Annotated in this window: 18 protein-coding genes; 4 read left to right on the top strand and 14 right to left on the bottom strand. The window is 57.0% G+C overall.

Annotated features, from left to right (window positions below):
- Positions 1 to 49: 49 nt before the first annotated feature.
- From RT657_RS11260 to RT657_RS11245, 4 genes are all read right to left on the bottom strand, one after another.
- A complete protein-coding gene (locus RT657_RS11260; protein WP_313654556.1) occupies positions 50 to 886 on the bottom strand; it encodes a Cof-type HAD-IIB family hydrolase in 837 nt (278 codons plus the stop codon).
- 102 nt (positions 887 to 988) lie between these two features.
- Entirely contained in the window at positions 989 to 1450 is a 462-nt protein-coding gene (locus RT657_RS11255; protein ID WP_313654554.1) for an RcnB family protein, read from the bottom strand.
- A gap of 238 nt (positions 1451 to 1688) precedes the next feature.
- Positions 1689 to 2786: an ABC transporter substrate-binding protein gene (locus tag RT657_RS11250; protein WP_313654552.1), complete on the bottom strand. Its 1098-nt coding sequence runs from the start codon at positions 2784 to 2786 to the stop codon at positions 1689 to 1691.
- 199 nt (positions 2787 to 2985) lie between these two features.
- Positions 2986 to 4272 (bottom strand): HAAAP family serine/threonine permease, encoded by a 1287-nt coding sequence (locus RT657_RS11245; RefSeq protein ID WP_313654551.1) that lies wholly within the window; start codon positions 4270 to 4272, stop codon positions 2986 to 2988.
- A gap of 364 nt (positions 4273 to 4636) precedes the next feature.
- On the opposite strand from RT657_RS11245, the gene RT657_RS11240 reads away from it, so the two are divergent.
- Both RT657_RS11240 and RT657_RS11235 read left to right on the top strand, forming a co-directional pair.
- Entirely contained in the window at positions 4637 to 5227 is a 591-nt protein-coding gene (locus RT657_RS11240) for a hypothetical protein (RefSeq protein ID WP_313654550.1), read from the top strand.
- Positions 5228 to 5375: 148 nt separating this feature from the next.
- Complete coding sequence (locus RT657_RS11235; protein ID WP_313654549.1) at positions 5376 to 6569, top strand: zinc-dependent alcohol dehydrogenase; 1194 nt, start codon at positions 5376 to 5378, stop codon at positions 6567 to 6569.
- Positions 6570 to 6982: 413 nt separating this feature from the next.
- Here the strand turns inward: RT657_RS11235 and RT657_RS11230 are convergent, their stop codons facing one another.
- Entirely contained in the window at positions 6983 to 7675 is a 693-nt protein-coding gene (locus RT657_RS11230; RefSeq protein WP_313654548.1) for a DUF421 domain-containing protein, read from the bottom strand.
- Positions 7676 to 8240: 565 nt separating this feature from the next.
- Between RT657_RS11230 and RT657_RS11225 the strand changes: the two genes are divergently transcribed.
- Positions 8241 to 12002 (top strand): NAD(P)-binding protein, encoded by a 3762-nt coding sequence (locus RT657_RS11225; protein ID WP_313654546.1) that lies wholly within the window; start codon positions 8241 to 8243, stop codon positions 12000 to 12002.
- 14 nt (positions 12003 to 12016) lie between these two features.
- Here RT657_RS11225 and RT657_RS11220 read toward each other — a convergent pair whose 3' ends face one another.
- Positions 12017 to 12343, bottom strand: coding sequence for a hypothetical protein (locus RT657_RS11220; protein WP_313654544.1), 327 nt, complete (start codon positions 12341 to 12343; stop codon positions 12017 to 12019).
- Positions 12344 to 12695: 352 nt separating this feature from the next.
- Between RT657_RS11220 and RT657_RS11215 the strand changes: the two genes are divergently transcribed.
- Complete coding sequence (locus tag RT657_RS11215) at positions 12696 to 13934, top strand: AI-2E family transporter (protein ID WP_313654543.1); 1239 nt, start codon at positions 12696 to 12698, stop codon at positions 13932 to 13934.
- A gap of 65 nt (positions 13935 to 13999) precedes the next feature.
- Here the strand turns inward: RT657_RS11215 and RT657_RS11210 are convergent, their stop codons facing one another.
- From RT657_RS11210 to RT657_RS11175, 8 genes are all read right to left on the bottom strand, one after another.
- The gene (locus RT657_RS11210) at positions 14000 to 14317 is read right to left on the bottom strand and encodes a hypothetical protein (protein ID WP_313654542.1); all 318 of its coding nucleotides are present in this window, start codon (positions 14315 to 14317) and stop codon (positions 14000 to 14002) included.
- Positions 14318 to 14455: 138 nt separating this feature from the next.
- Positions 14456 to 14881 carry a DUF4186 domain-containing protein gene (locus RT657_RS11205; protein ID WP_313654541.1) on the bottom strand — a complete coding sequence of 142 codons (426 nt, stop codon included), beginning with the start codon at positions 14879 to 14881 and terminating at the stop codon, positions 14456 to 14458.
- A gap of 12 nt (positions 14882 to 14893) precedes the next feature.
- On the bottom strand, positions 14894 to 15166 hold the full coding sequence (locus RT657_RS11200) for an AraC family ligand binding domain-containing protein (protein ID WP_313654540.1): 273 nt from the start codon (positions 15164 to 15166) through the stop codon (positions 14894 to 14896).
- Positions 15167 to 15513: 347 nt separating this feature from the next.
- Positions 15514 to 15756, bottom strand: a complete 243-nt coding sequence (locus RT657_RS11195) for a hypothetical protein (RefSeq protein WP_313654539.1) — start codon at positions 15754 to 15756, stop codon at positions 15514 to 15516.
- A 170-nt stretch (positions 15757 to 15926) separates the two neighbouring features.
- The gene (locus tag RT657_RS11190) at positions 15927 to 16376 is read right to left on the bottom strand and encodes a YetF domain-containing protein (RefSeq protein ID WP_313654538.1); all 450 of its coding nucleotides are present in this window, start codon (positions 16374 to 16376) and stop codon (positions 15927 to 15929) included.
- Between the two features lie 12 nt (positions 16377 to 16388).
- Positions 16389 to 16901, bottom strand: coding sequence for a hypothetical protein (locus RT657_RS11185; protein ID WP_313654537.1), 513 nt, complete (start codon positions 16899 to 16901; stop codon positions 16389 to 16391).
- A gap of 66 nt (positions 16902 to 16967) precedes the next feature.
- Positions 16968 to 17903 carry a cytochrome d ubiquinol oxidase subunit II gene (locus tag RT657_RS11180; RefSeq protein ID WP_313654535.1) on the bottom strand — a complete coding sequence of 312 codons (936 nt, stop codon included), beginning with the start codon at positions 17901 to 17903 and terminating at the stop codon, positions 16968 to 16970.
- 9 nt (positions 17904 to 17912) lie between these two features.
- Positions 17913 to 19280, bottom strand: coding sequence for a cytochrome ubiquinol oxidase subunit I (locus RT657_RS11175; RefSeq protein ID WP_313654534.1), 1368 nt, complete (start codon positions 19278 to 19280; stop codon positions 17913 to 17915).
- Position 19281: the final 1 nt, after the last annotated feature.

Genomic DNA, 19281 nt, shown 5'->3' with positions numbered 1-19281 from the left:
TCATCGCAGGCGGTTTTCTGGCTGAGCGGCGCTGCAGTTTACCGCTCAGCTAAGCCGATGCGGTGCTGAAGGGCCCGCTGCCTGCCAGCATCTGCTCAATCACCTGCAGCACGCCCTGTTCGTTGTTTGAGGGAGCCGCATAGCGTGCCGCCTGCTTCACCCGCTCCGGCGCGTTCGCCATCGCAAAACTGAAGCCGGACTGCCTGAGCATTTCCAGATCGTTGCCTCCGTCGCCAAAGGCCAGCACCTGGTCATGTGAAATCCCCCAGCGCCGGGCCAGCAGGTCCAGACCATGCGCCTTATGGTTTCCGGGCACGATCAGATCCACCGAACCGTGACCGCTTGAGGTTGCGGCCACGCGACCCTGATGCAGCCGCTCAATATCTGCCATCAGGGGCTCAATAAAGTCATCAGAGAGGTTCAGCGCGAACTTAAACAGCCGGTCATCCTGCACCTCATCCAGCCGGTTAATCGGTTTCAGGCGGTGGCAGTAATGCCGCATCTTTTGCAGCCACGTTTCGTCCATACCCTCGAAGTAGTAAGCACTCTCCCGGCCGCACAGCAGGTAGCGCAGGCCCGGGTAGTCACCGTTCTGCAGTGTAGCGATCACGGCCTCTACATCGCGGCGTTCAAAGGCACCGCAAAACAGCTCCTCATCACGGTCAATAATCCAGGCACCGTTCTCTGCGACAAAGGCGATCTCGCCAGCAATCTCCGGGAAGAATGATTTGAGCTGGTAGTACTGGTTGCCGCTGGCCACCACAAATCTGATGTCACGGGCGATGAGTTGCTGATAGCAGGCGAGAAAGCGGGATCGGTTGTACTGCTTGCTATCGTCCAGAAAGGTGCCGTCCATATCTACCGCCACCATCTTAACCGTCGTCATCATGACTCCTTACACAGGGAATGTTCAGCATGGAATCTCAGGATAGACGCTGGGGCAGCAAAACGGAAAGAAAGCGGGATGGCCGACGCCATCCCGGGAGGATCAGTTCATGGCGCTGTTCAGCACCAGAGCGGTAATGACACCGGTTGCGGCCGCAATCAGCACATAGTTACCGTCAATGTCTGCCCAGTGATAACCGCGCGGCGGTTCACGCAGGCCGCGTTCATGCCAGTCGGCTACGCGGTAACGGTCGCCGCGATATTCCGGCGGAACCGGATGACCGCGACGGAAGTCATCTCCCTGCCAGGCAAAATGATCACGCGCATGGTCTCTGTTGCGACGGCTGTGATCTTCATGGTGTTCCCGGCCCTGGTCATGCAGTTTTCTGTCGCCATGGCCCGGATTGTCGCGGCCGCGATTTGGATTGTGATCGTGACTGTCCGGACCGCGGTCACTGTTTTGAGGCGGCACCGGCATAGGATGCCCGTCCGCCCATGTAGCCTGAGAAAAAAGTGTGCTGCATGTCAAAAGCGAAGCGATAAGCGTTAACGTTGTTCTTTTCATGGTCTTGCCTCCGGAATAACGGCGATTCAGGCACCGTTCAGCGGCATCATGGCAATCCCTGATGCGTTAATCATCGGTAATAATCTTAAAAACCAGCAACTTACACAGAATTACGCTTACTTATCGTTTTCTTAACATCGGCCACGCCCGTTAACGCCAACAGGGTCACCAGCCGGACAGAGAGGCCTCCGCCCGGCCGATCACGCTGAAACGCATCAGGCTACTATACGCGTTTCACTCAGGGGGTACTGAGGATCACTGGCGCATCCGGTAATCCCGTAAAGCGTGTCACGATGTGATGGTAATCGGCGGCAGGATCGAGATCCCGGAAGCTCTCCGGATAGAGATCTTTTGCCAGAATTTCCATGCCAATGATGTTGTAGGGATGATTATAGAAATGGTGGTAAACACCATAGACCCGTTTCTGTTTCACCGGTTCAATCTGCGCCACCCCGGTGCGGCTCTGCAGGCGGTTAAAGGTGGCAGTGATATCGCTCTGACTGGCACCATAGCCAAACGGCAGCACGTTGCTGTTCGGACGCTTAGAACCGGTCATGATGTAGACATCCGGCTTCATGGCAATAATCTTTTCCAGCGACACAAAGCCTGAACTGCCGGGCAGCAGCGAAGAGCCGATATTTTTTCCGCCGACCGCTTCCACCAGCGCGCCCCAGCCGTTGTGACCGTGAGTAAAGCAGCAGCTGTCGCTGTTACCGGCAATGGGTTCAATAAAGACCGTTAGCTTGTGTGACACACCTGCAATCTTCTGCTGAAGCATCTCCCAGCGCTGCTGGTAAAAATCAGCGTACTCTTTCGCCTCGGCTTCACGGTTCAGCACGGTGCCCAGCACCTTCACGCTCTTCAGCGTGTTCTCTTTCGGATGAAGCTCATCATCCAGGAACAGCACCGGGATGTGGAGATTTTTCAGGGTGGCAAGCACGCCCGACTGGGCCAGCGCCGGTTTCGCACGCAGCTGCGCAATCATCAGATCCGGCTGTTTCGCCAGCACACTCTCCAGGTTCACCTGTCCCTGATCGTTGAAGCCCATATCCACAATTGATGTCGCCTGCGGCCAGCGCTGCTTGAGCAGATCCCAGGTCTGGGTATCCTGCTTCTTCGGCAGATTGTTCCAGGCCACGACCCGCTGAAACGGATTGTGTCTATCCAGTAATGCCAGCGCCATCACGTCGCGGCCATCCTGCAAAATCACATGCTGTGGCTCCTTCTGCAGCGTAATTTTCTGACCATCCATGTCGGTCACCGTGACCGGATAGGTGGTTGCGGCACAGGTGGCAGAGAGTAAAAGCGTGGTGGCAGCAGCAATCCCGAGTTTCATGTTTCTCCTGTCCTTCAAAGAAATAATAATTATTCGCGTTTACTTTACCATGTGAAACGGCAGGAAATGTAACTATTGCTGACCAGATGCGTCTGAAAGGCATGCCCTGCTGCCCGCCTCCAACCGGTCAGGGCAAGAAGAGGAAAGTCGGAGGAAAGGCAGCAGGCACATCCCGGTTCGGGGAGATGTGCCATTCGGATTACTTCACCAGTGAATAGAAAATGGCGGAGATCGCAACCAGCCCAATCAGCACCACAAACAGGTTGCTGATTTTGCCGCTGTACTGCCGCATTGCCGGGACTTTCTGAATGGCATACATGGGCATCAGGAACAGGATCATGGCGATGACCGGTCCGCCAAGCGTTTCAATCATGCCGAGAATATTCGGGTCCAGCGTCGCGACCAGCCAGGTGGTCAGCAGCATAAAGAGAGTCGTCAGGCGATTCAGTCGTGCGGGCGCGAGGCTTTTGCCCCGGCTGCGCAGCGCCTTGTTCATCATGCCGTTAAACCCTTCACGCGCACCCAGGTAGTGACCCAGGAACGATTTGGTGATCGCCACGATAGCAATCAGCGGCCCGAGCCAGGCGATCATCGGCACCTGAAAATGGTTGGCCAGATAGGAGAGGATGGTGATGTTCTGCGCCTTGGCCGCCTGCAGATCTGCCGGTGACAGGCTCAGCACGCAGCTGAATACAAAGAACATCACCGTGACCACCATCATCAGATGCGAGCAGGCCAGAATCCGTGAACATTTTTTCTCTGCGGCGTCGCCATACTCTTCACGCTTTGCCAGCGCAAAAGAAGAGATAATAGGTGAATGATTAAATGAAAAGACCATCACCGGGATTGCCAGCCACAGCGTCATCCACAGGCTGCTGCCCGCAGGCTGAATGTTGAGCGTAGAGAACGCCGCGCCGTGCCAGTGCGGGATCAGGTAGCAGGCCATCAGCATCAGTACCGCGACAAAAGGGTAAACCAGCACGCTCATTGCTTTGACGATCATCTTTTCGCCAAACCGCACGATAGTCATCAATCCGACAATCAGCAGCAGCGATAGCAGCGCGCGAGGCGGCGGCACCAGACCGAGCTGGTTGACCATCAGGCTCTCTACCGTGTTGGTAATCGCCACACTGTACATCAGCAGGATTGGGTAAATAGCGAAGAAATAGAGCAGCGTAATGACTTTGCCCGCGCCGACGCCAAAATGCTCCTCGACGACTTCCGTGATGTCACCAGCGGGATTTTTACCAGAGAGGACAAACCGTGTCAGGGCGCGATGCGCGTAAAAGGTCAGCGGAAACGCCAGTATTGCCATAATAATCAACGGAACCAGTCCACCGACACCCGCATTAATGGGCAGAAACAGCACACCCGCGCCTATTGCGGTGCCATACAGGCCCAGCATCCACATGGTGTCTGTTTTACGCCATTCTGTATCGACGCCCCTTTCAGGCACGCCCAGCGTGCCAGTTTGCGTGGTTTTCATCAGATATTCCGTATTAAAAGCCGCCAGTAACCTGAGGCGTCAGGCAGGTCATCTCCCCCTGCCGTGCGCCGCAGCTGCCACCAGAGAAATCAGCCGTGATGCTGACTGCTCCTCCGCGCATAGGTAATCGTTTGCGTGCGCCACTTTTTACACTACCTGACGATAAAAGTTCAAGCCGTGCTGATAAACACGCATACATTGCTGAAAAAATCGTCAGGTTGTGCAGCGTCACGCGCGGCAATCATGCCATCTTTGCCGAGGAATTTCCGTCCTGAAAAAGCGATCCCTGTAACGGATTAGCGCAACGGTCTACGCTTTAACGAACGGCGTCGCGATAACGCCTGCCGGTACTCAGGAGAAAAGAATGAAAATTGCCTGCCTTGGATGGGGCTCGTTGATCTGGAAAACCGGCGCACTGCCGGTAGCCAGCCAGTGGCACCATGATGGTCCTGCTGTACCGATTGAATTCGTGCGTATCGCAGATGGCGGCGAACTCTCGACAGCCATCTGCCTCAATGCCCGTCCGGTGCCGGTGCTCTGGGCGTGGCTGAACACCGCATCGCTGGAAAGCGCCTGCCGTGCCCTGCGCATTCGTGAGGCGATTCCAGACAGTCGCGTCGACGGCATTGGCATGATGACCGTGACCGACACCGCCGCCGGGCCGCTGGCGGCATGGGCGCAGGCAAAGGGCATTGAAGGTCTGATCTGGACCGGCCTGCCTGCACGGATGGCGGGCGTTGAGGGCCATATCCCGACGCTGAATGATGCCCGTCACTATCTGCAACAGCTTACGGGGGAAACGCGGGCACACGCGTATCACTACCTCGAACAGGTTCCGGCTCAGATCGACACGGACTACCGGCGGGCGCTGGCCGACCTGAGGCACTGGCAGCCCGACGTCCCCACCGTGGCAGCGACCACCAGTCAGGTGCATCCGCCCTGCCAGCCCGGCTGAAACCGTCCGGCCCGATACCGCTCTGCTTACTCTGTAAAGGGTTACTACACTTCAGGCAGGTTTCAATTTCAGGTTGCCTGACGCTTCCCCGCCGGCGGTCAGCTCCTCCGGTCTGACCGCCGTTCCCCTATCAGCAGGAGATAAACAGATGAAAGCATTAACCTATCACGGCCCGCATAAAGTCAGCGTGGATAACGTACCGGACCCGGGGCTGGAAGCCGCAGATGATATTATTCTGCGCGTCACCGCCACCGCGATTTGCGGCTCCGATCTGCACCTCTATCGGGGCAAGATTCCCGGAACCGGGCATGGTGATATCTTTGGTCATGAATTTATGGGTGAAGTGGTTGAGACCGGCAGCGCCGTGACAGCCGTGGCCAAAGGCGATCGGGTGGTGATTCCATTCGTTATCGCCTGTGGTGACTGTTTTTTCTGTCTGCTGAATCAGTATGCTGCCTGCGAAAATACCAACAGCGGTCGGGGCGCGATCCTGAACCGCAAAAACATTACGCCACCTGCGGCGCTGTTTGGCTTCAGTAAGCTTTATGGCGGCGTGCCCGGCGGCCAGGCAGAGTATGTACGGGTGCCGAAGGCTAATACCGGCCCGTTTAAGGTGCCGTCGGTGTTGTCAGATGAGAAAGTGCTGTTCCTGTCAGACATTCTGCCTACGGCCTGGCAGGCGGTAAAAAATGCCGAAGTGAAACCAGGCTCCAGCCTGGCGATTTTCGGGGCGGGGCCAGTGGGCCTGCTGAGTGCCGCCTGCGCCCGTCAGCAGGGTGCCGAACAGATTTTCATGATTGACCACAATAACTACCGTCTGGACTTTGCCCGCGAACGCTACGGTGTCATCCCGATTAACTTCGACGACATTGACGATCCGGCTGGCTGGATCATCGAACACAGCACTGGCAACCGGGGTGTGGATGCGGTGATCGACGCCGTCGGGTTCGAGGCAAAAGGCAGCCTGACGGAGACGGTGCTCACCAACCTCAAACTGGAGGGCAGCAGCGGCAAGGCGCTGCGTCAGTGTATTGCCGCGGTACGTCGTGGCGGTATCGTCAGCGTACCGGGTGTTTATGCCGGATTTATTCACGGCTTCCTGTTTGGTGATGCCTTCGACAAAGGGCTGACCTTTAAGATGGGGCAGACGCACGTTCACGCTTATCTGCCTGACCTGCTGACGCTGATCGAGCAGGGGCATCTGACGCCAGAGGAGATTGTCACCCACCATCTGCCGCTGGAAGATGCCGCTCGTGGCTATGACATTTTCGCCAAACGTGAAGAGGAGTGCCGCAAGATCATTCTGGTTCCCGGCATGGCCGCCACCCAGGCGACGATATAATATCAGCGCTTCAGGCGCGCCAGCGTCGCGCCGGCATTCCCGGCAGACCTCTCTGCCGGGAACCGGATTCAGGACGGCCTGCGTTGCAGGCTGCTTCGCCACTCCCGCCTTTCCAGCAGATGTTCATCCGGCGAGTCCGCCGTATCTACCTGACTCCCCTGCTCCAGCCATCGCGCACTGCGCAAGTGCGGATGACTTTCACCGATCACCTGTTGTGCAAATGCGCCACAGGAAAGAAATAAAAACAGTAATGCACTGGCCAGCCTCACTTTCATACGCACACCTCAGCAGAAACGGTGCGGTTATCCTGCCCGAAAGGTTTTCGTTTTCTGTCAGTAACAGGCAAAGTTATGTGGGGAGCAGCAACAGACTGCGACGTATTTAACAGCAGTTAACGGGACGCGGGCTGCTCCTTAATGCAGACGGCGTACGCTTAGTGCCGCAGACCAGCGCTGTCGCTGACAGCGCGGACAGACGGCCTGCTGCTGCGCCTCAATCCTTTGCGTCATGCCACAACGGGTACAGGCGTAGAGTGCGCTGTGCGGCACGCGGCTGTAATCCTGCCGGTGCGCGGGAGGCAGCACACTTAATCCGGCGCGCATTTCGTCATCGTCATAAAAGTAGAGGCTGAGCTGACCATCAACCTCGACCAGCGCCAGCCGGATCTGGCCCAGATGCTCAACGCCGCTCTGACGCAGCTCCATATAAAACTCATCTTCGGAAATATTGAGCCGGTCCAGACTCTCCAGCACATACACGCCTTCCTGAATCAGGGTAATAACGTCGCCCTGAATCAGCCGGGAAAAGCGCGGGCTGTGTGCCGTCAGCCAGGTCGTCAGCCGGTACAGCGCCAGCAGCACCACAAACACCATGATGACCGGCAGCACCGGTACATCGTCGTAAAACGTTACGTCACCGGATGCCGACCCCAGCGTCAGAATCACGACCAGTTCAAACAGCGACAGCTGACGCACACCGCGCCGGCCGGACACTTTCAGAAAGGTAAAGACCACCAGATAAGCGATCAGGACCCGCGCCATCACCTCAAACAGAAAGGTGGCCGGTTGGTCATTAAGTAAAAATCGATGCCAGTCAAATGAGAACATAGTCTGCTAAACGTCCTGTAATAAGCGCCTCTTCACAGGCTTGTTGATGATTCGGCGATTCAGGCCAGTGATAAATCAATTCTGGCGTCGGCCGGATAAAAGGCAAGCGAAGCAGCAGAGCTGAAGACGGTAAGTCTGACCTGCCCGCATGTAGAGGAAAAGGTTAATAAAGCTGAAAACAGGCTCAGATGGATTTACGCTGCGCTTATTCCGTTTTCTGGAAAAAAGAGTACAGATCCGCCTGATTTTGGCTGGATTATTTTTGCCGCTTCGTTTTTTTTCTTTTCACTTCAATGCCTTGTCATGCAACTTTCTCAGCCTATACTTTCCGGTAAGGCTTCCTGAAACCGGTTAGCCGCCCGGAAACTCAGCCTTTTCCTGCCGATAGCGTGTCCATTTAACATCTGCTATCTCATTCGTGCATTTTCCACAGGACTCACTGTGGCTTATGGCAAGGATCGCCCGTCCGTTCAGAGCGGCCAGTCTGCTTTGCATACTCAACTCCCTGACCCGTTCTGCAACGGCTCGTCAGCGGGGATCCTGTTGGCTTTTTTCGGGAGATGCCATGACGCCCTTTTCCAGTTTCTGGCAGGCCGGTTACGAAGGCGCGGATCACATTAATCCGGCGGGTCTTGCGCTATCCATGAACGCGCTCAATCAGCATCAGGCGCGGGCAGCAGAAGATTATGCCGCACTGGCACCCTTCTCACTTCGCACCGTGCGCGAAAGCGTGGGCTGGCGGTTGTGTGAGCGCGATGGCCTCTACGACTTCTCCTCCGTTGCCGCCCGGATGCAGGCCGCAGAGCAGCAGGGCATCCAGCTGAGCTGGACGATCTGTCACTACGGCTGGCCTGAGGGCCTCAGCCTGTTTGATCGCGATTTTGTCAGCCGTTTCGCCGCTTTCTGCGGTGCACTGGCCCGCTTTCTGGCCCCCTTATATCGGCAGCCACCGGTCTATTCGCCGATGAATGAGATCTCGTTTGTCAGCTGGGGCATCTCGGTCGGGCTGTTCGCCTGTGACGACGTTCCGGAGACGGATCCGGCGGATGCCGCCAAACAGCAGCTGGTACGCGCGACGCTGGCCGCCTGTGATGCGATCTGGCTGGCGGATCCGCGTGCGCGTCTGCTGCACTGCGATCCGCTGATTCATATTGCACCCGATCCCGCCGATCCTGCCGGATCCGATGTGGCGCGCGCGCTGTGCGATACCCAGTATCAGGCGTGGGACATGCTGAGCGGCCGACGCAATCCGGAACTGGGCGGCGTCCCCCGCTATCTCGACCTGGTCGGCGTTAATTACTACCACGACAACCAGTGGGAGCAGGGCTCAAACCGGCGGCTCTACTGGCATCTGGGCGACGCTCGCCGCCAGCCGCTGCATCTGATGCTGCAGCAGGTCTGGCAGCGTTACCAGCGACCGCTGCTGCTGGCTGAAACGAGCCACGTCGGCAGTGGACGCGGAGCCTGGATTCGTGACATTGCAGCAGAGGTTGCGCAGGCCCAGCTGGCAGGCGTTGAGCTACTCGGCATCTGCCTCTATCCGATCCTCGACCGCCCGTTATGGGAAGAAACGACCTTCTGGACCCGCAGCGGATTATGGGATCTCGATCGGCTGGGGCCGGATCCTTACGCCCGCCAGTTGCAGCAGCCCTATGCTGAGGCACTCCGTCAGTCGCAACGCTTTTTACAGCACATCCACGCTCAACACCATCAACGTCAGGAGCACACTATGAAGCCACCTGTTCTGCTTGTATTCAGCCATCTGCGCTGGGGATTTGTTTTCCAGCGGCCGCAGCAGTTACTGACACGGCTGGCGCAGCACTATCGCGTGATATTTATTGAGGAGCCGGTCTGGCAGGCGGGGCCGCCGGGCCTGCATCAGAGTTCACCTGCTGCTAATATCACGGTGATCCAGCCGCATACGGATAGCGACGCACCCGGTTTTCATGACAGCCAGATCGCCCCGCTACTGTTGCTGCTGACGCCACTGCTGGAGGAGGGTGAACAGCCGTTAATCTGGTTCTATACGCCGATGGCGCTGCCGTTGCTTACACCGTTTGATCCGGCACTGGTGATTTATGACTGTATGGATGAGCTTTCCGCCTTCCGGAATGCGCCCCGTCAACTCCAGCAGCGTGAATCGGCGCTGATGGCACGCGCCAGTCTGGTTTTCACTGGCGGCACCAGCCTCTATGAAGCTAAACGCGATAAACATCCGCAGGTTTACTGCTTCCCCAGCAGCGTTGATGCAATCCATTTTGAGCAGGCGCGCGACCGCAGTAACCATCATCCGCTGCAGGATACCATTCCGGCGCGGCGTCTGGGGTATTACGGCGTGCTGGATGAGCGCATCGACCTGCCGCTGATTGCGGCGCTGGCAGACAGTCATCCGGAATGGCAGATTGTGATGGTCGGGCCGGTGGTGAAAATCGATCCTGCCAGCCTGCCACAGCGCGATAATATTCACTGGCTCGGCCAGCAACCTTACCAGGCGCTGCCGCAGTTTCTGGCAGGCTGGGATGTCTGCCTGATGCCATTTGCCATTAATGCCTCGACCCGCTATATCTCGCCAACCAAGGTGCTGGAGTATATGGCGGCGCAACTGCCGATTGTCAGTACCGCCATTGTTGATGTGGCACGCCACTACGCAGAGGAGGTGGCGGTGGCAGAGACCCACGCTGACTTTATCACCGCCTGTGAACAGGCGATGGCGATGAGTGCTGCAGAACGGCGGGTACTGGCAGGCCGGATGCAGGAAAAAGTGGATGCCACCTCGTGGGATCGCACCGCAGAGCAGATCCACAGGCTGATTCAGCAGGCGCTGACGCAGCGTCAGCCCGTTGCCGAGGCGTCGGGTCCGGCAGGGCTGCAGGGAAACGTTACGCTGCTGACGCCCGCAATGCTGGAAAGTGAAGCGGTACCCTGTCTGATTGTCGGCGCGGGGCCGACCGGACTGAGTGCCGGTTATCACTATGGCGAAGGCGCAGTGCTGCTGGAGAAAAATGGCACACCCGGTGGCTGGTGCCGATCCATTAACGATCGGGGATTCACCTTCGATTATGCCGGTCACATCATGTTCTCGCAGGACCCCTATGTATTAGGGCTTTATGAGATGCTGCTGGGCGATAATCTGCACTGGCAGGATCGTGAAGCCTGGGTTTATAGCGACGGGATTTATACCCGTTATCCTTTCCAGTCCGCACTGCATGGCTTGCCCGTCGGGGTCGTCAAAGAGTGCGTGCTGGGGGCTATCGAGGCGCGTTACGGTGAAACAACGTCTACCGCCACACCGCTGGACCGGACCCGGACGCGGCGGGATTGCTGCGCTGATGGCGTAATTCCCGATGAGGGCAGCAGCACGGGCGACGTCGCTGGCGATGAGGATTTCCAGCACTTCATCATGCGAACCTGGGGCAAAGGTATCGCGCGTCACTTCGCCCTGCCCTACAACCAGAAACTGTGGAAAGTGCCACTGACCGACATGGAAACGTCGTGGCTGGGCGGACGCGTCCCCCTGCCTGATCTGGCGCAGATCATTGACGGGGCGCTGCAACCGCTGGCGAAGCCCGTCGGCCCGAACGCGCGTTTTGGCTATCCACTCCGCGGTGGCTTCCAGGCACTGATGTCCGGCTTTTTACCGCATCTGAAATGTACGCTGGAAACGGATGCCAGCCTGACCCGCCTCTATCCCCAGGCGCATGTCGCGCTGCTGGCGGATGGCCGGCACTACCGCTACGAACAGCTGATCAGCACTATGCCGCTCCCGGAGCTGATTAAACTGATGGGCGACGAGGTGCCGGAGAAGGTGCAACAGGCGGCACAACAGCTTCAGTTTGTCTCTGTGCGCTGCGTAAATCTGGGGATTGGTCGGGCAGACCTGACCGAAAAACACTGGATTTACTACCCTGGCGATACGCTGTTTCATCGCATTTTTGTGCAGGGGAATGCCAGCCCGCATTGCAATCCACCCGGCGGTTTTGGCTTAACCTGTGAAATTACCTATAACGCCGCCCATCCGCTGCCACTGACAGGCGATGCGCTGATCGAGCGCTGCCGTCAGGATTGCATCCGGGTCGGCATGATAACCGCTGAGGATCCACTGCTCTGCGCCTCCGAGGTTGATATGCCCTACGCTTACGTGGTCTACGACCATGCGCGCAGCGATAACGTCGCACTGATTCGCCAGTGGCTCCTGACGCAGGATATTCATCTGTCAGGCCGCTACAGTGAGTGGGAGTACTACAATTCCGACCACGCCTTCCTGGCCGGTAAACGCGCCGCGGAGAATGTCCGGCAGCAGCATCTCAGCAAACAGATGCCTGGCTGACCTGGCACAGTCTGCTATGAAAGCCGCTGGCTGCATTTTGCGGCTTTCAGCGACTGCAGCTGGGTCAGCCGCCGCTCGGCTTTCTGGCTGGCACTGTATTTCGCAATGCCATTGCCCAGCCCGAAATCACCGACAAAGCCCAGTACGGTCAGTGCATCAAACTGGCCGGTCTGTTCAATATCATGCTCTACGTTGTGTGCTCTGATCAGCTCCTGATCCAGCGCGCTGCAGCTCAGCATCGCTGACTCTTCTGGCGTGACCGTCGCCGACTGCGGATAGTGCTTGGTGGCGCAGCCGGTGACGACCAGCGCCAGCAGCAGGATGACGCGTTGTGTATTCATGTTTCACTGCCTGTTTTTTGTCCGGTTAACCGGATTATCGGCAGCCTCCGCAGAGATCATGAGGCTCTGAACTACCAATAATGGTCGAAACCGCTACGCTAATGTAGGATTCAGCGCACGGCAGCCTGTCGCCGTCTGTTACCCGCCGAAAGTCATGCAGCGAACGCGCACGGCACGTTCACGCTTTCTGCCTGATCTTTCAACCTGTTAGTCAGTACGACGCTGTAAACGGCAGCGTATTTACGGTTAACTCTGGACGCCAATCTGCGATAAAGCCGTGGCCTGAGCCCGTCCAGACCGTGACCAGTCGCGCATCAGTTTTATCAGAGCATGTTTCAGATGAGGTTTTTCAATGCGTTTTAAAGGATTGAACATCGGGTTTTTCCTTTTAATTCTGGCGGTCGCCACCGTCGCTTTCTTTGATGTGCTTTCGCCCTATTTCTCCCCGATCCTCTGGGCGGCGATTCTGGCGGTCATTTTCCACCCGCTGAAAACGATCCTGCGGACCCGCATGGGCGATCGTAATGGCCTGGCCGCGCTGATCACGCTGCTCTTTATCTGCCTGATCGTGTTTACGCCGCTGGCCATTATCGCCTCATCGCTGGTGGTTGAAACCAACGCGGTCTATCACAAACTCCAGACCAACTCAGCCCAGTTCCCGGCGGTTTTCGCCGATCTGCTGCAGCACCTGCCCCGGTGGGCGAAACACTATCTGGCTGAAAATAATCTGGACAGCACCGCAGAGATTCAGCAGAAGCTCTCCTCGTTTGCCCTGAAAGGCGGTCAGTATGTCGCAGGCAGCGCCTTTGTCATTGGTAAAGGGACCTTCAGCTTTACTATCGGCTTTGGCGTGATGCTCTATCTGCTGTTCTTCCTGCTGAAAGACGGCTCCTATCTGGTGCATCTGATTCTGGAAGCGTTGCCGCTTTCGACCTACGTAAAACACCACCTGCTGGTGAAGTTTGCCGCTGTAGCCCGTGCGACAGTGAAAGGCACGGTGGTGGTCGGTATCGTTCAGGGTATTCTCGGCGGGCTGGCGTTCTGGTTTACCGATATTGACGGCAGTCTGCTGTGGGGTGCCCTGATGGCATTCCTCTCACTGATTCCGGCGGTTGGTTCAGCCATCATCTGGGTGCCTGCCGCGATCTTCTTCTTTGCCACCGGTGCCGTCTGGAAAGGGCTGTTCCTGGTCGGTTTCTTCGTGGTGATTGTGGGCCTGGTCGATAACATTCTGCGTCCGCTGCTGGTCGGCAAAGACACCAAGATGCCCGATTATATGATCCTGATCGCCACTCTGGGGGGCATGGAGATCTACGGCATCAACGGTTTTGTAATTGGACCGGTCATTGCGGCCCTGTTTATTGCCTGCTGGAATCTGCTTTCCGGCCGCGATAACCGCGAAAATATTGAAGTCATTGATGAAGAAGTGATCGAGGAAGGCAAGAAGCAATCTGAAACTGCCGCAGAGGCGGCGGCTGAAGCGGCTTCCGCTGCCGCAGACGCTGCTGCTGAGGCTGAGATTAAAGTCTCGGCGTTAGCGGCAGCGGAAAGAGAGGCCGCAGAAAGTAAGGCGGCGGAAAATAAAGCGTAATGCGCAACTGGCATAAAAAAACCCACCAGCAGGTGGGTTTTTTCTTGTCTGAAAACAGCAGCGAATCAGTTGGTCGCTTTGTTTTTCAGCTCTTCAGCACCCTGCCTGGTTTTATCCCAGCCTTTCTCGGTGCCTTCTTTGGTTTTGTTCCAGCCTTCCTGAGCGCCTTCAGTGATTTTGCTGCCGGTCGTGTGGCTTTTGCCTTCGGCAGCGTGCTCAGATTTCAGCTTCATCTCCTGGCCTTCGTGCTGCGCTTTGTGCAGCTTTTCTTTTGCGGTGTCTGCGCCTTTATGCGCTTCCGCAACGGTGTTGTCTGTGGTGGTAGCAGCAAAAACCGGCGAAGCCAGTAAAATAGCAGACAGTGCAATAATTGATTTCTTCATAATTCCCTCTGTATTCATTGTTGCCGTGTAGATTTTAATCCTGGCATAGCGTTTCCAGGAAAGATTTAAGAATAAACCAGGAATGAAAAAGGGCCAGTTTTCACCAGAAAAAGCCGCTGGCTGTAGCTTTTTTGTTCATTACCACAGGGCGAGCTGCGGGTCGTCGTCCTGTTCTGGTTTAGTGCGACGCACACGAGCGGGCGGCGCCGGTTTCTGCAGCTGCTGATGAATCCACTGCAGCAGCACCGCGACCACATAAGCCTGCTGTTCCGCGCTGAGTGGCTGATGCTGGTCAATGTGGTGCCATTTGCTCAGACAGCCGCGACAGCAGGTCGCCGTCGCGTGCTGCGCGATAAACACCGGGTGACCGCGCATCGGTGTCTGCCGGCCGTCATTTTCCGGTTCGGCTGGCGCCAGACGTTGTGCCACAAATCCGGCCGCGTGCTGGCGTAAGACTGCCTCATCTTTGCCGGATGCATAATCAAATTCAGTCCGTCCCAGACGAAAACGCTGGCGAAACGGCGAACGCGCCAGGCGGGTAAAAAGATCCTCGACATCTCTCATGCTGAAAGCCAGTTACTCATATTTACGTCCTGCCAGATAGCGTACACCCTGAGGGCCGAACGCCTCACGGTGCAACTCATTTGGCTGCAGGTGAAAAGTCTCACCCGGGTGATAGGTACTCTCGCCCTGTTCAGTGCTGATGGTGATATCGCCACTCAGAATCAGTGCCAGCGCTTCGAAGGGATGAACGTGATTGTCCAGCTCAGTGGAGGCTGCGCGCTCCACCAGCAGCGGCGGGTCAAAGCCCTGTTCAGCTAATAAATTTCTGAATTCGTGTTCTGTCATCGCGTCGCCTTAACGTGGGTTGTTCTTTTAGCAGTGTAGACGATGGGGCTGGCTGTTCAGGTCAGGCAACAGAAGGGCGGCCCTTCAGCACCTGACGCCCTGCCCCATCGGCCTTTCCGTTAACCGGTCTGGACAGCAGAACGGCACAAAAATTTGCTGCGCCCGCTAAGAAGGATGCGGCACCGGATCGGCAGACACTGGACAGCCGCCCTCTGCGGCAACGGCGGAACGGTAAAGCGCGTCATGGTTAAAGCCGGCTGAAGCGGCATACGCAACGATGCCGCGCCGGACAGGGAACAGAACGCACAATTGCATGGCGGTAGGACATCGGACGTTCTGTCTGACCGTTATTGTCTGGAGGCGGGACTGGCGTCGTTTTCCGCAGAGGCAATCTGTTCGGAGAGATGGCTGACCAGGGCTCTGGCCATATCCAGAGTCAGGCCAAAAAAGCGTGATTCCTGCGGCGCCTGCGCATCCGGTGCGTCTGGATCGACATAGCCAAACTGCAATACCAGTGCCTGATGATTGTTCAGAGGCCCGATGTGCCAGCCGGTGACGGGATAAAAGGTAAAACGATTAAATTCATTCACATAAACCTGACTATGAAGCATAACCCTGATTGAGTGTCAGGCCAGCTCAGATAAGTTGCGTGGGTGGTTTATTAATCCTGGCGCACATTCGCAGAATCACCAGGAAAACTTACAGCGCCGCAAGGCAATCGCAGAAGATGGCAATCCGGGACAGGGTTCCGCGCTCGCGGCTACGCATCCGGGCGGGGAATAATTGAGATGTGACCATTTATCTCCAGCACCGCATATTTAATCTGGTCGAACCGCTCCAGCCCTGGACCGGAGCGCGCCGCTTCCAGCACATCGTCTGCACTGACACCTGTCATCTTCATGCGGTCGGTCAGCATATTGCCATGCTCCACCAGAATCACCGGGCCGCCATCGAGCATCTGCTCCACCACCGGAAAACGATTTTTTACTTTGCCCAGCACAATGTCGATCGTCACCAGCGTAATGATGGTCAGCGTCGCGCCGGTGACTGAGAAATCGTCGCCCAGCAGCGCCTGCTGGGTCGCTTCACTGATGATGAGCAGCAGAATCAGGTCAAATGAGGTCATCTGCAGCAGCGTACGTCTGCCCGCAATTTTGAACACCACCATCAGTACCAGATAGATAGCTGCCGCCCGTAATACTGTTTCCATAATGTGCCCCGGTCAGGGATAGACCCATTGCGTAAAATGAACCTGCGATGCGTTGCCGCCATGAATGGCTACGTGAATGCGGCCCGCACTGCGTGGCTGTAACCCGATCCAGATCGCGTGATCCGGGCCGGTATTTGCGGCAGAAAAGGTCAGCCGCAGATCGCTGCCGATCGTCTCCGCCACCTGCGGCTGAGGCTGCAGCGTCTGGATTTCCAGCTTCTCCAGTGCTCCGCCGCCGAGCGTAATAGTGAAAAAACGGTCCCCCGCAGGTGCATGATAGCGAATACGCATATCCATATTGCTTTCAACGCGGCCAAACCGCTCATACGCCACCTGAATGCTGCCATCCGCTGAACGGGTGCGACTGTCGCTCAGGATCCCTTTAGAGAAGAGTCCGCAGGCTCCCAGCAGCACCAGCACGATTAACAGACACTCCCCTGCCCGTTGAATGCGCCATTCCCGACGGACCCACAGAAGGTTTTCTTTTACTGGATAACCCCGGCTCACTGAACAATCTTTTTTCACGATATGATCTCTCCGGTCAGGGCAATTGCTGCGATGACGCGCGGCCTGACGCCGTGCGCATGGGCACTATGTTTTCCGGCGCTCAATCCAGAACGACCAGCTGTGATAAAGCAGCGTCAGCGGCATGGCAATTACGGCCCCCACCAGGACAAAACCCTGGGTCATCGGCGGTGACGCGCTGTCACTCAGGGTGAAATGGTGAGGAACCAGCCACGGATAGAGACCACACAGCAATCCGGTAAACACCGTGCCAATCAGCAGTAGCGTGAGGATAAGCTGGATAAGCGGCCGGGCTCGCCACAGGGCAACAGGCAACGCGATCCAGAGCATCACGATCGTTATAATTACCACCTGACCGGGTAGCCGCTGCCAGCTTTGCCGCCAGATATCTGCGTTGAGATAGCATTCAGCCAGAAAGATGATCAGCGCCAGCAGCCACCATAGCCAGCTCTGTGCTGCCGCCAGCGGCTGTATCCTGTCGCCAATCCGCCAGCCAATCCAGCAGCAGGCCAGCAGTAAATTGATGGCCAGCAGGCCCACACCACTGATTAGCGGAACCATACTCAGCCCATCCGGCAGACCACTCTGCGGCTGTGCGCCGATCACCATTCCGCCGCACCAGCCCTGAATAAAGGTTGCCAGCGCCGAGCTACAGACCATGATGCGATCCAGCCAGGGACGCAGCCGGGCTGAACTCTGGGCGCGATACTCCAGTGCCATCGCCCGCACCAGCAGCGCCAGCAGCATGGCGAAAATCGGCACACTCAGTTGGCTGAACAGCAGCGCATAGACCGGGGGAAACAGCGCCAGTAGCCCCCCTGCCGCCAGCACCAGCCAGGTCTCATTGGCATCCCAGACGGGCAGGATGCTGTGCGTCATCAGTTCACGCTGTGCCTCATCGTGAAACCAGCAGAACAGCATTCCCACCCCCAGATCGGTTCCATCCAGAAGCAGATAGAGGAGCAGCGAGAAAGAGATAACTAACGCAGAGAGATCGGTCATCGCAGATTCCTAATGCGGTGTTTTCAGCTGAATCACCACCGGGTTTCCCGAGGGCAATTCACCTTTAACCCGGCGTAACAGATAGTGCAAACCGAGCGCGAAAACCAGAAGGTAAATCAGCAGGACAGCCACAAAAATAGCGAGCGTGGTACTGAGCGGCAGCGGTGATACGCTCTGCGCTGTGCGTAACAGGCCATAAACCGTCCATGGCTGACGTCCGACTTCGGTAACAACCCAGCCAGACAGCAGCGCGATAAAGCCCGCAGGTGCAAGCCAGGTCAGCCACTGCAGCAAGCGCCATGACACCGCCAGTCGTCCACGCCAGCGCTGAAAATTGGCCACGACGGAGGTGAAAAACAGGAGCAATCCCAGCCCCACCATCAGGCGAAAGGCGAAAAAAACCGGTAGCACGGGCGGAATGGCATCTGCCGTAAAGTCGTTCAGGCTGCGGATATGACCGGAAAGATTATGACGCAGATAAAGTGAACCCACGTCCGGCAGGCTGACTTCCAGATGGTTACGCCGCGCCTGCTGATCCGGTATCGCAAACAGGCGCAGCGGCTCCCCGTCACCGCGGGCAGGGGGAAGCCAGCTCCCTTCTATCGCAGCCAGTTTAGCAGGCTGATAATCACGGGTGTTTTCACCATGCAGATCGCCAAGCAGGATCTGCAATGGCATGGCGACCAGCAGAAAAGTCAGTGCGCTATTGAGCATCAGCCGCGAAGCGGGCTCGCCGCTAAAATGGCGAAGGCGCCAGGCCGCCACGCCCATCATCATGACCGCCACCGCAATCAGCGAGCCCATGACCATGTGATTGAAACGCCAAGGAAAGGAGGGAGAGTGTAAAACTGACCACCAGTTTTCGACCAGAAACACCCCCTGCGGGTTACGAAGGAAACCCACTGGCGTCTGCATCCAGGAATTGGCAGCCAGAATCCAGAACGCGCTAAGCAGCGCACCAATCGCCACCAGACAGGTCACAGCAAAATGAACGCCTGGCCGGATCTTATTGAAGCCAAACAGCATGACTCCCGTCAGGGCTGACTCCAGAAAGAAAGCGATCAGCACTTCATAAAACATCAGGGGGCCAATCACACCGCCTGTCTGATGTGAAAAGCGCGCCCAGTGTGTGCCAAACTGAAACTCCATCACCACACCGGAGGCCGCGCCAATCGCCACCGTCAGAGAAAAGATCGTCAGCCAGAAGTGAAGTGCCTCCCGTGCCGCTTTCTGCTTTCCCCAGAGCCAGCGTGCTTCAAACCAGACCAGAAATGGCGCAAGGCCCAGCGTCAACGCCGCCAGCGTAATATGCATACCCATAGTCACGGCAAACTGTGCACGGGCGAGTAGTAAGACCCAGTCGCTGTCATTCATCATG

Source organism: Pantoea sp. (assembly GCF_032114055.1).
GTDB lineage: Bacteria > Pseudomonadota > Gammaproteobacteria > Enterobacterales > Enterobacteriaceae > Pantoea.
The sequence above is the reverse complement of the archived record's forward strand: the minus strand, read 5'-3'. Positions and strand labels throughout refer to the sequence as shown.

Excerpts from the sequence above, each read along its gene's own strand:
- RT657_RS11260 (WP_313654556.1), bottom strand. The coding sequence starts at position 886 with ATGACGACGGTTAAGATGGTGGCGGTAGATATGGACGGCACCTTTCTG.
- RT657_RS11255 (WP_313654554.1), bottom strand. The coding sequence starts at position 1,450 with ATGAAAAGAACAACGTTAACGCTTATCGCTTCGCTTTTGACATGCAGC.
- RT657_RS11250 (WP_313654552.1), bottom strand. The coding sequence starts at position 2,786 with ATGAAACTCGGGATTGCTGCTGCCACCACGCTTTTACTCTCTGCCACC.
- RT657_RS11245 (WP_313654551.1), bottom strand. The coding sequence starts at position 4,272 with ATGAAAACCACGCAAACTGGCACGCTGGGCGTGCCTGAAAGGGGCGTC.
- RT657_RS11240 (WP_313654550.1), top strand. The coding sequence starts at position 4,637 with ATGAAAATTGCCTGCCTTGGATGGGGCTCGTTGATCTGGAAAACCGGC.
- RT657_RS11235 (WP_313654549.1), top strand. The coding sequence starts at position 5,376 with ATGAAAGCATTAACCTATCACGGCCCGCATAAAGTCAGCGTGGATAAC.
- RT657_RS11230 (WP_313654548.1), bottom strand. The coding sequence starts at position 7,675 with ATGTTCTCATTTGACTGGCATCGATTTTTACTTAATGACCAACCGGCC.
- RT657_RS11225 (WP_313654546.1), top strand. The coding sequence starts at position 8,241 with ATGACGCCCTTTTCCAGTTTCTGGCAGGCCGGTTACGAAGGCGCGGAT.
- RT657_RS11220 (WP_313654544.1), bottom strand. The coding sequence starts at position 12,343 with ATGAATACACAACGCGTCATCCTGCTGCTGGCGCTGGTCGTCACCGGC.
- RT657_RS11215 (WP_313654543.1), top strand. The coding sequence starts at position 12,696 with ATGCGTTTTAAAGGATTGAACATCGGGTTTTTCCTTTTAATTCTGGCG.
- RT657_RS11210 (WP_313654542.1), bottom strand. The coding sequence starts at position 14,317 with ATGAAGAAATCAATTATTGCACTGTCTGCTATTTTACTGGCTTCGCCG.
- RT657_RS11205 (WP_313654541.1), bottom strand. The coding sequence starts at position 14,881 with ATGAGAGATGTCGAGGATCTTTTTACCCGCCTGGCGCGTTCGCCGTTT.
- RT657_RS11200 (WP_313654540.1), bottom strand. The coding sequence starts at position 15,166 with ATGACAGAACACGAATTCAGAAATTTATTAGCTGAACAGGGCTTTGAC.
- RT657_RS11190 (WP_313654538.1), bottom strand. The coding sequence starts at position 16,376 with ATGGAAACAGTATTACGGGCGGCAGCTATCTATCTGGTACTGATGGTG.
- RT657_RS11180 (WP_313654535.1), bottom strand. The coding sequence starts at position 17,903 with ATGACCGATCTCTCTGCGTTAGTTATCTCTTTCTCGCTGCTCCTCTAT.
- RT657_RS11175 (WP_313654534.1), bottom strand. The coding sequence starts at position 19,280 with ATGATGAATGACAGCGACTGGGTCTTACTACTCGCCCGTGCACAGTTT.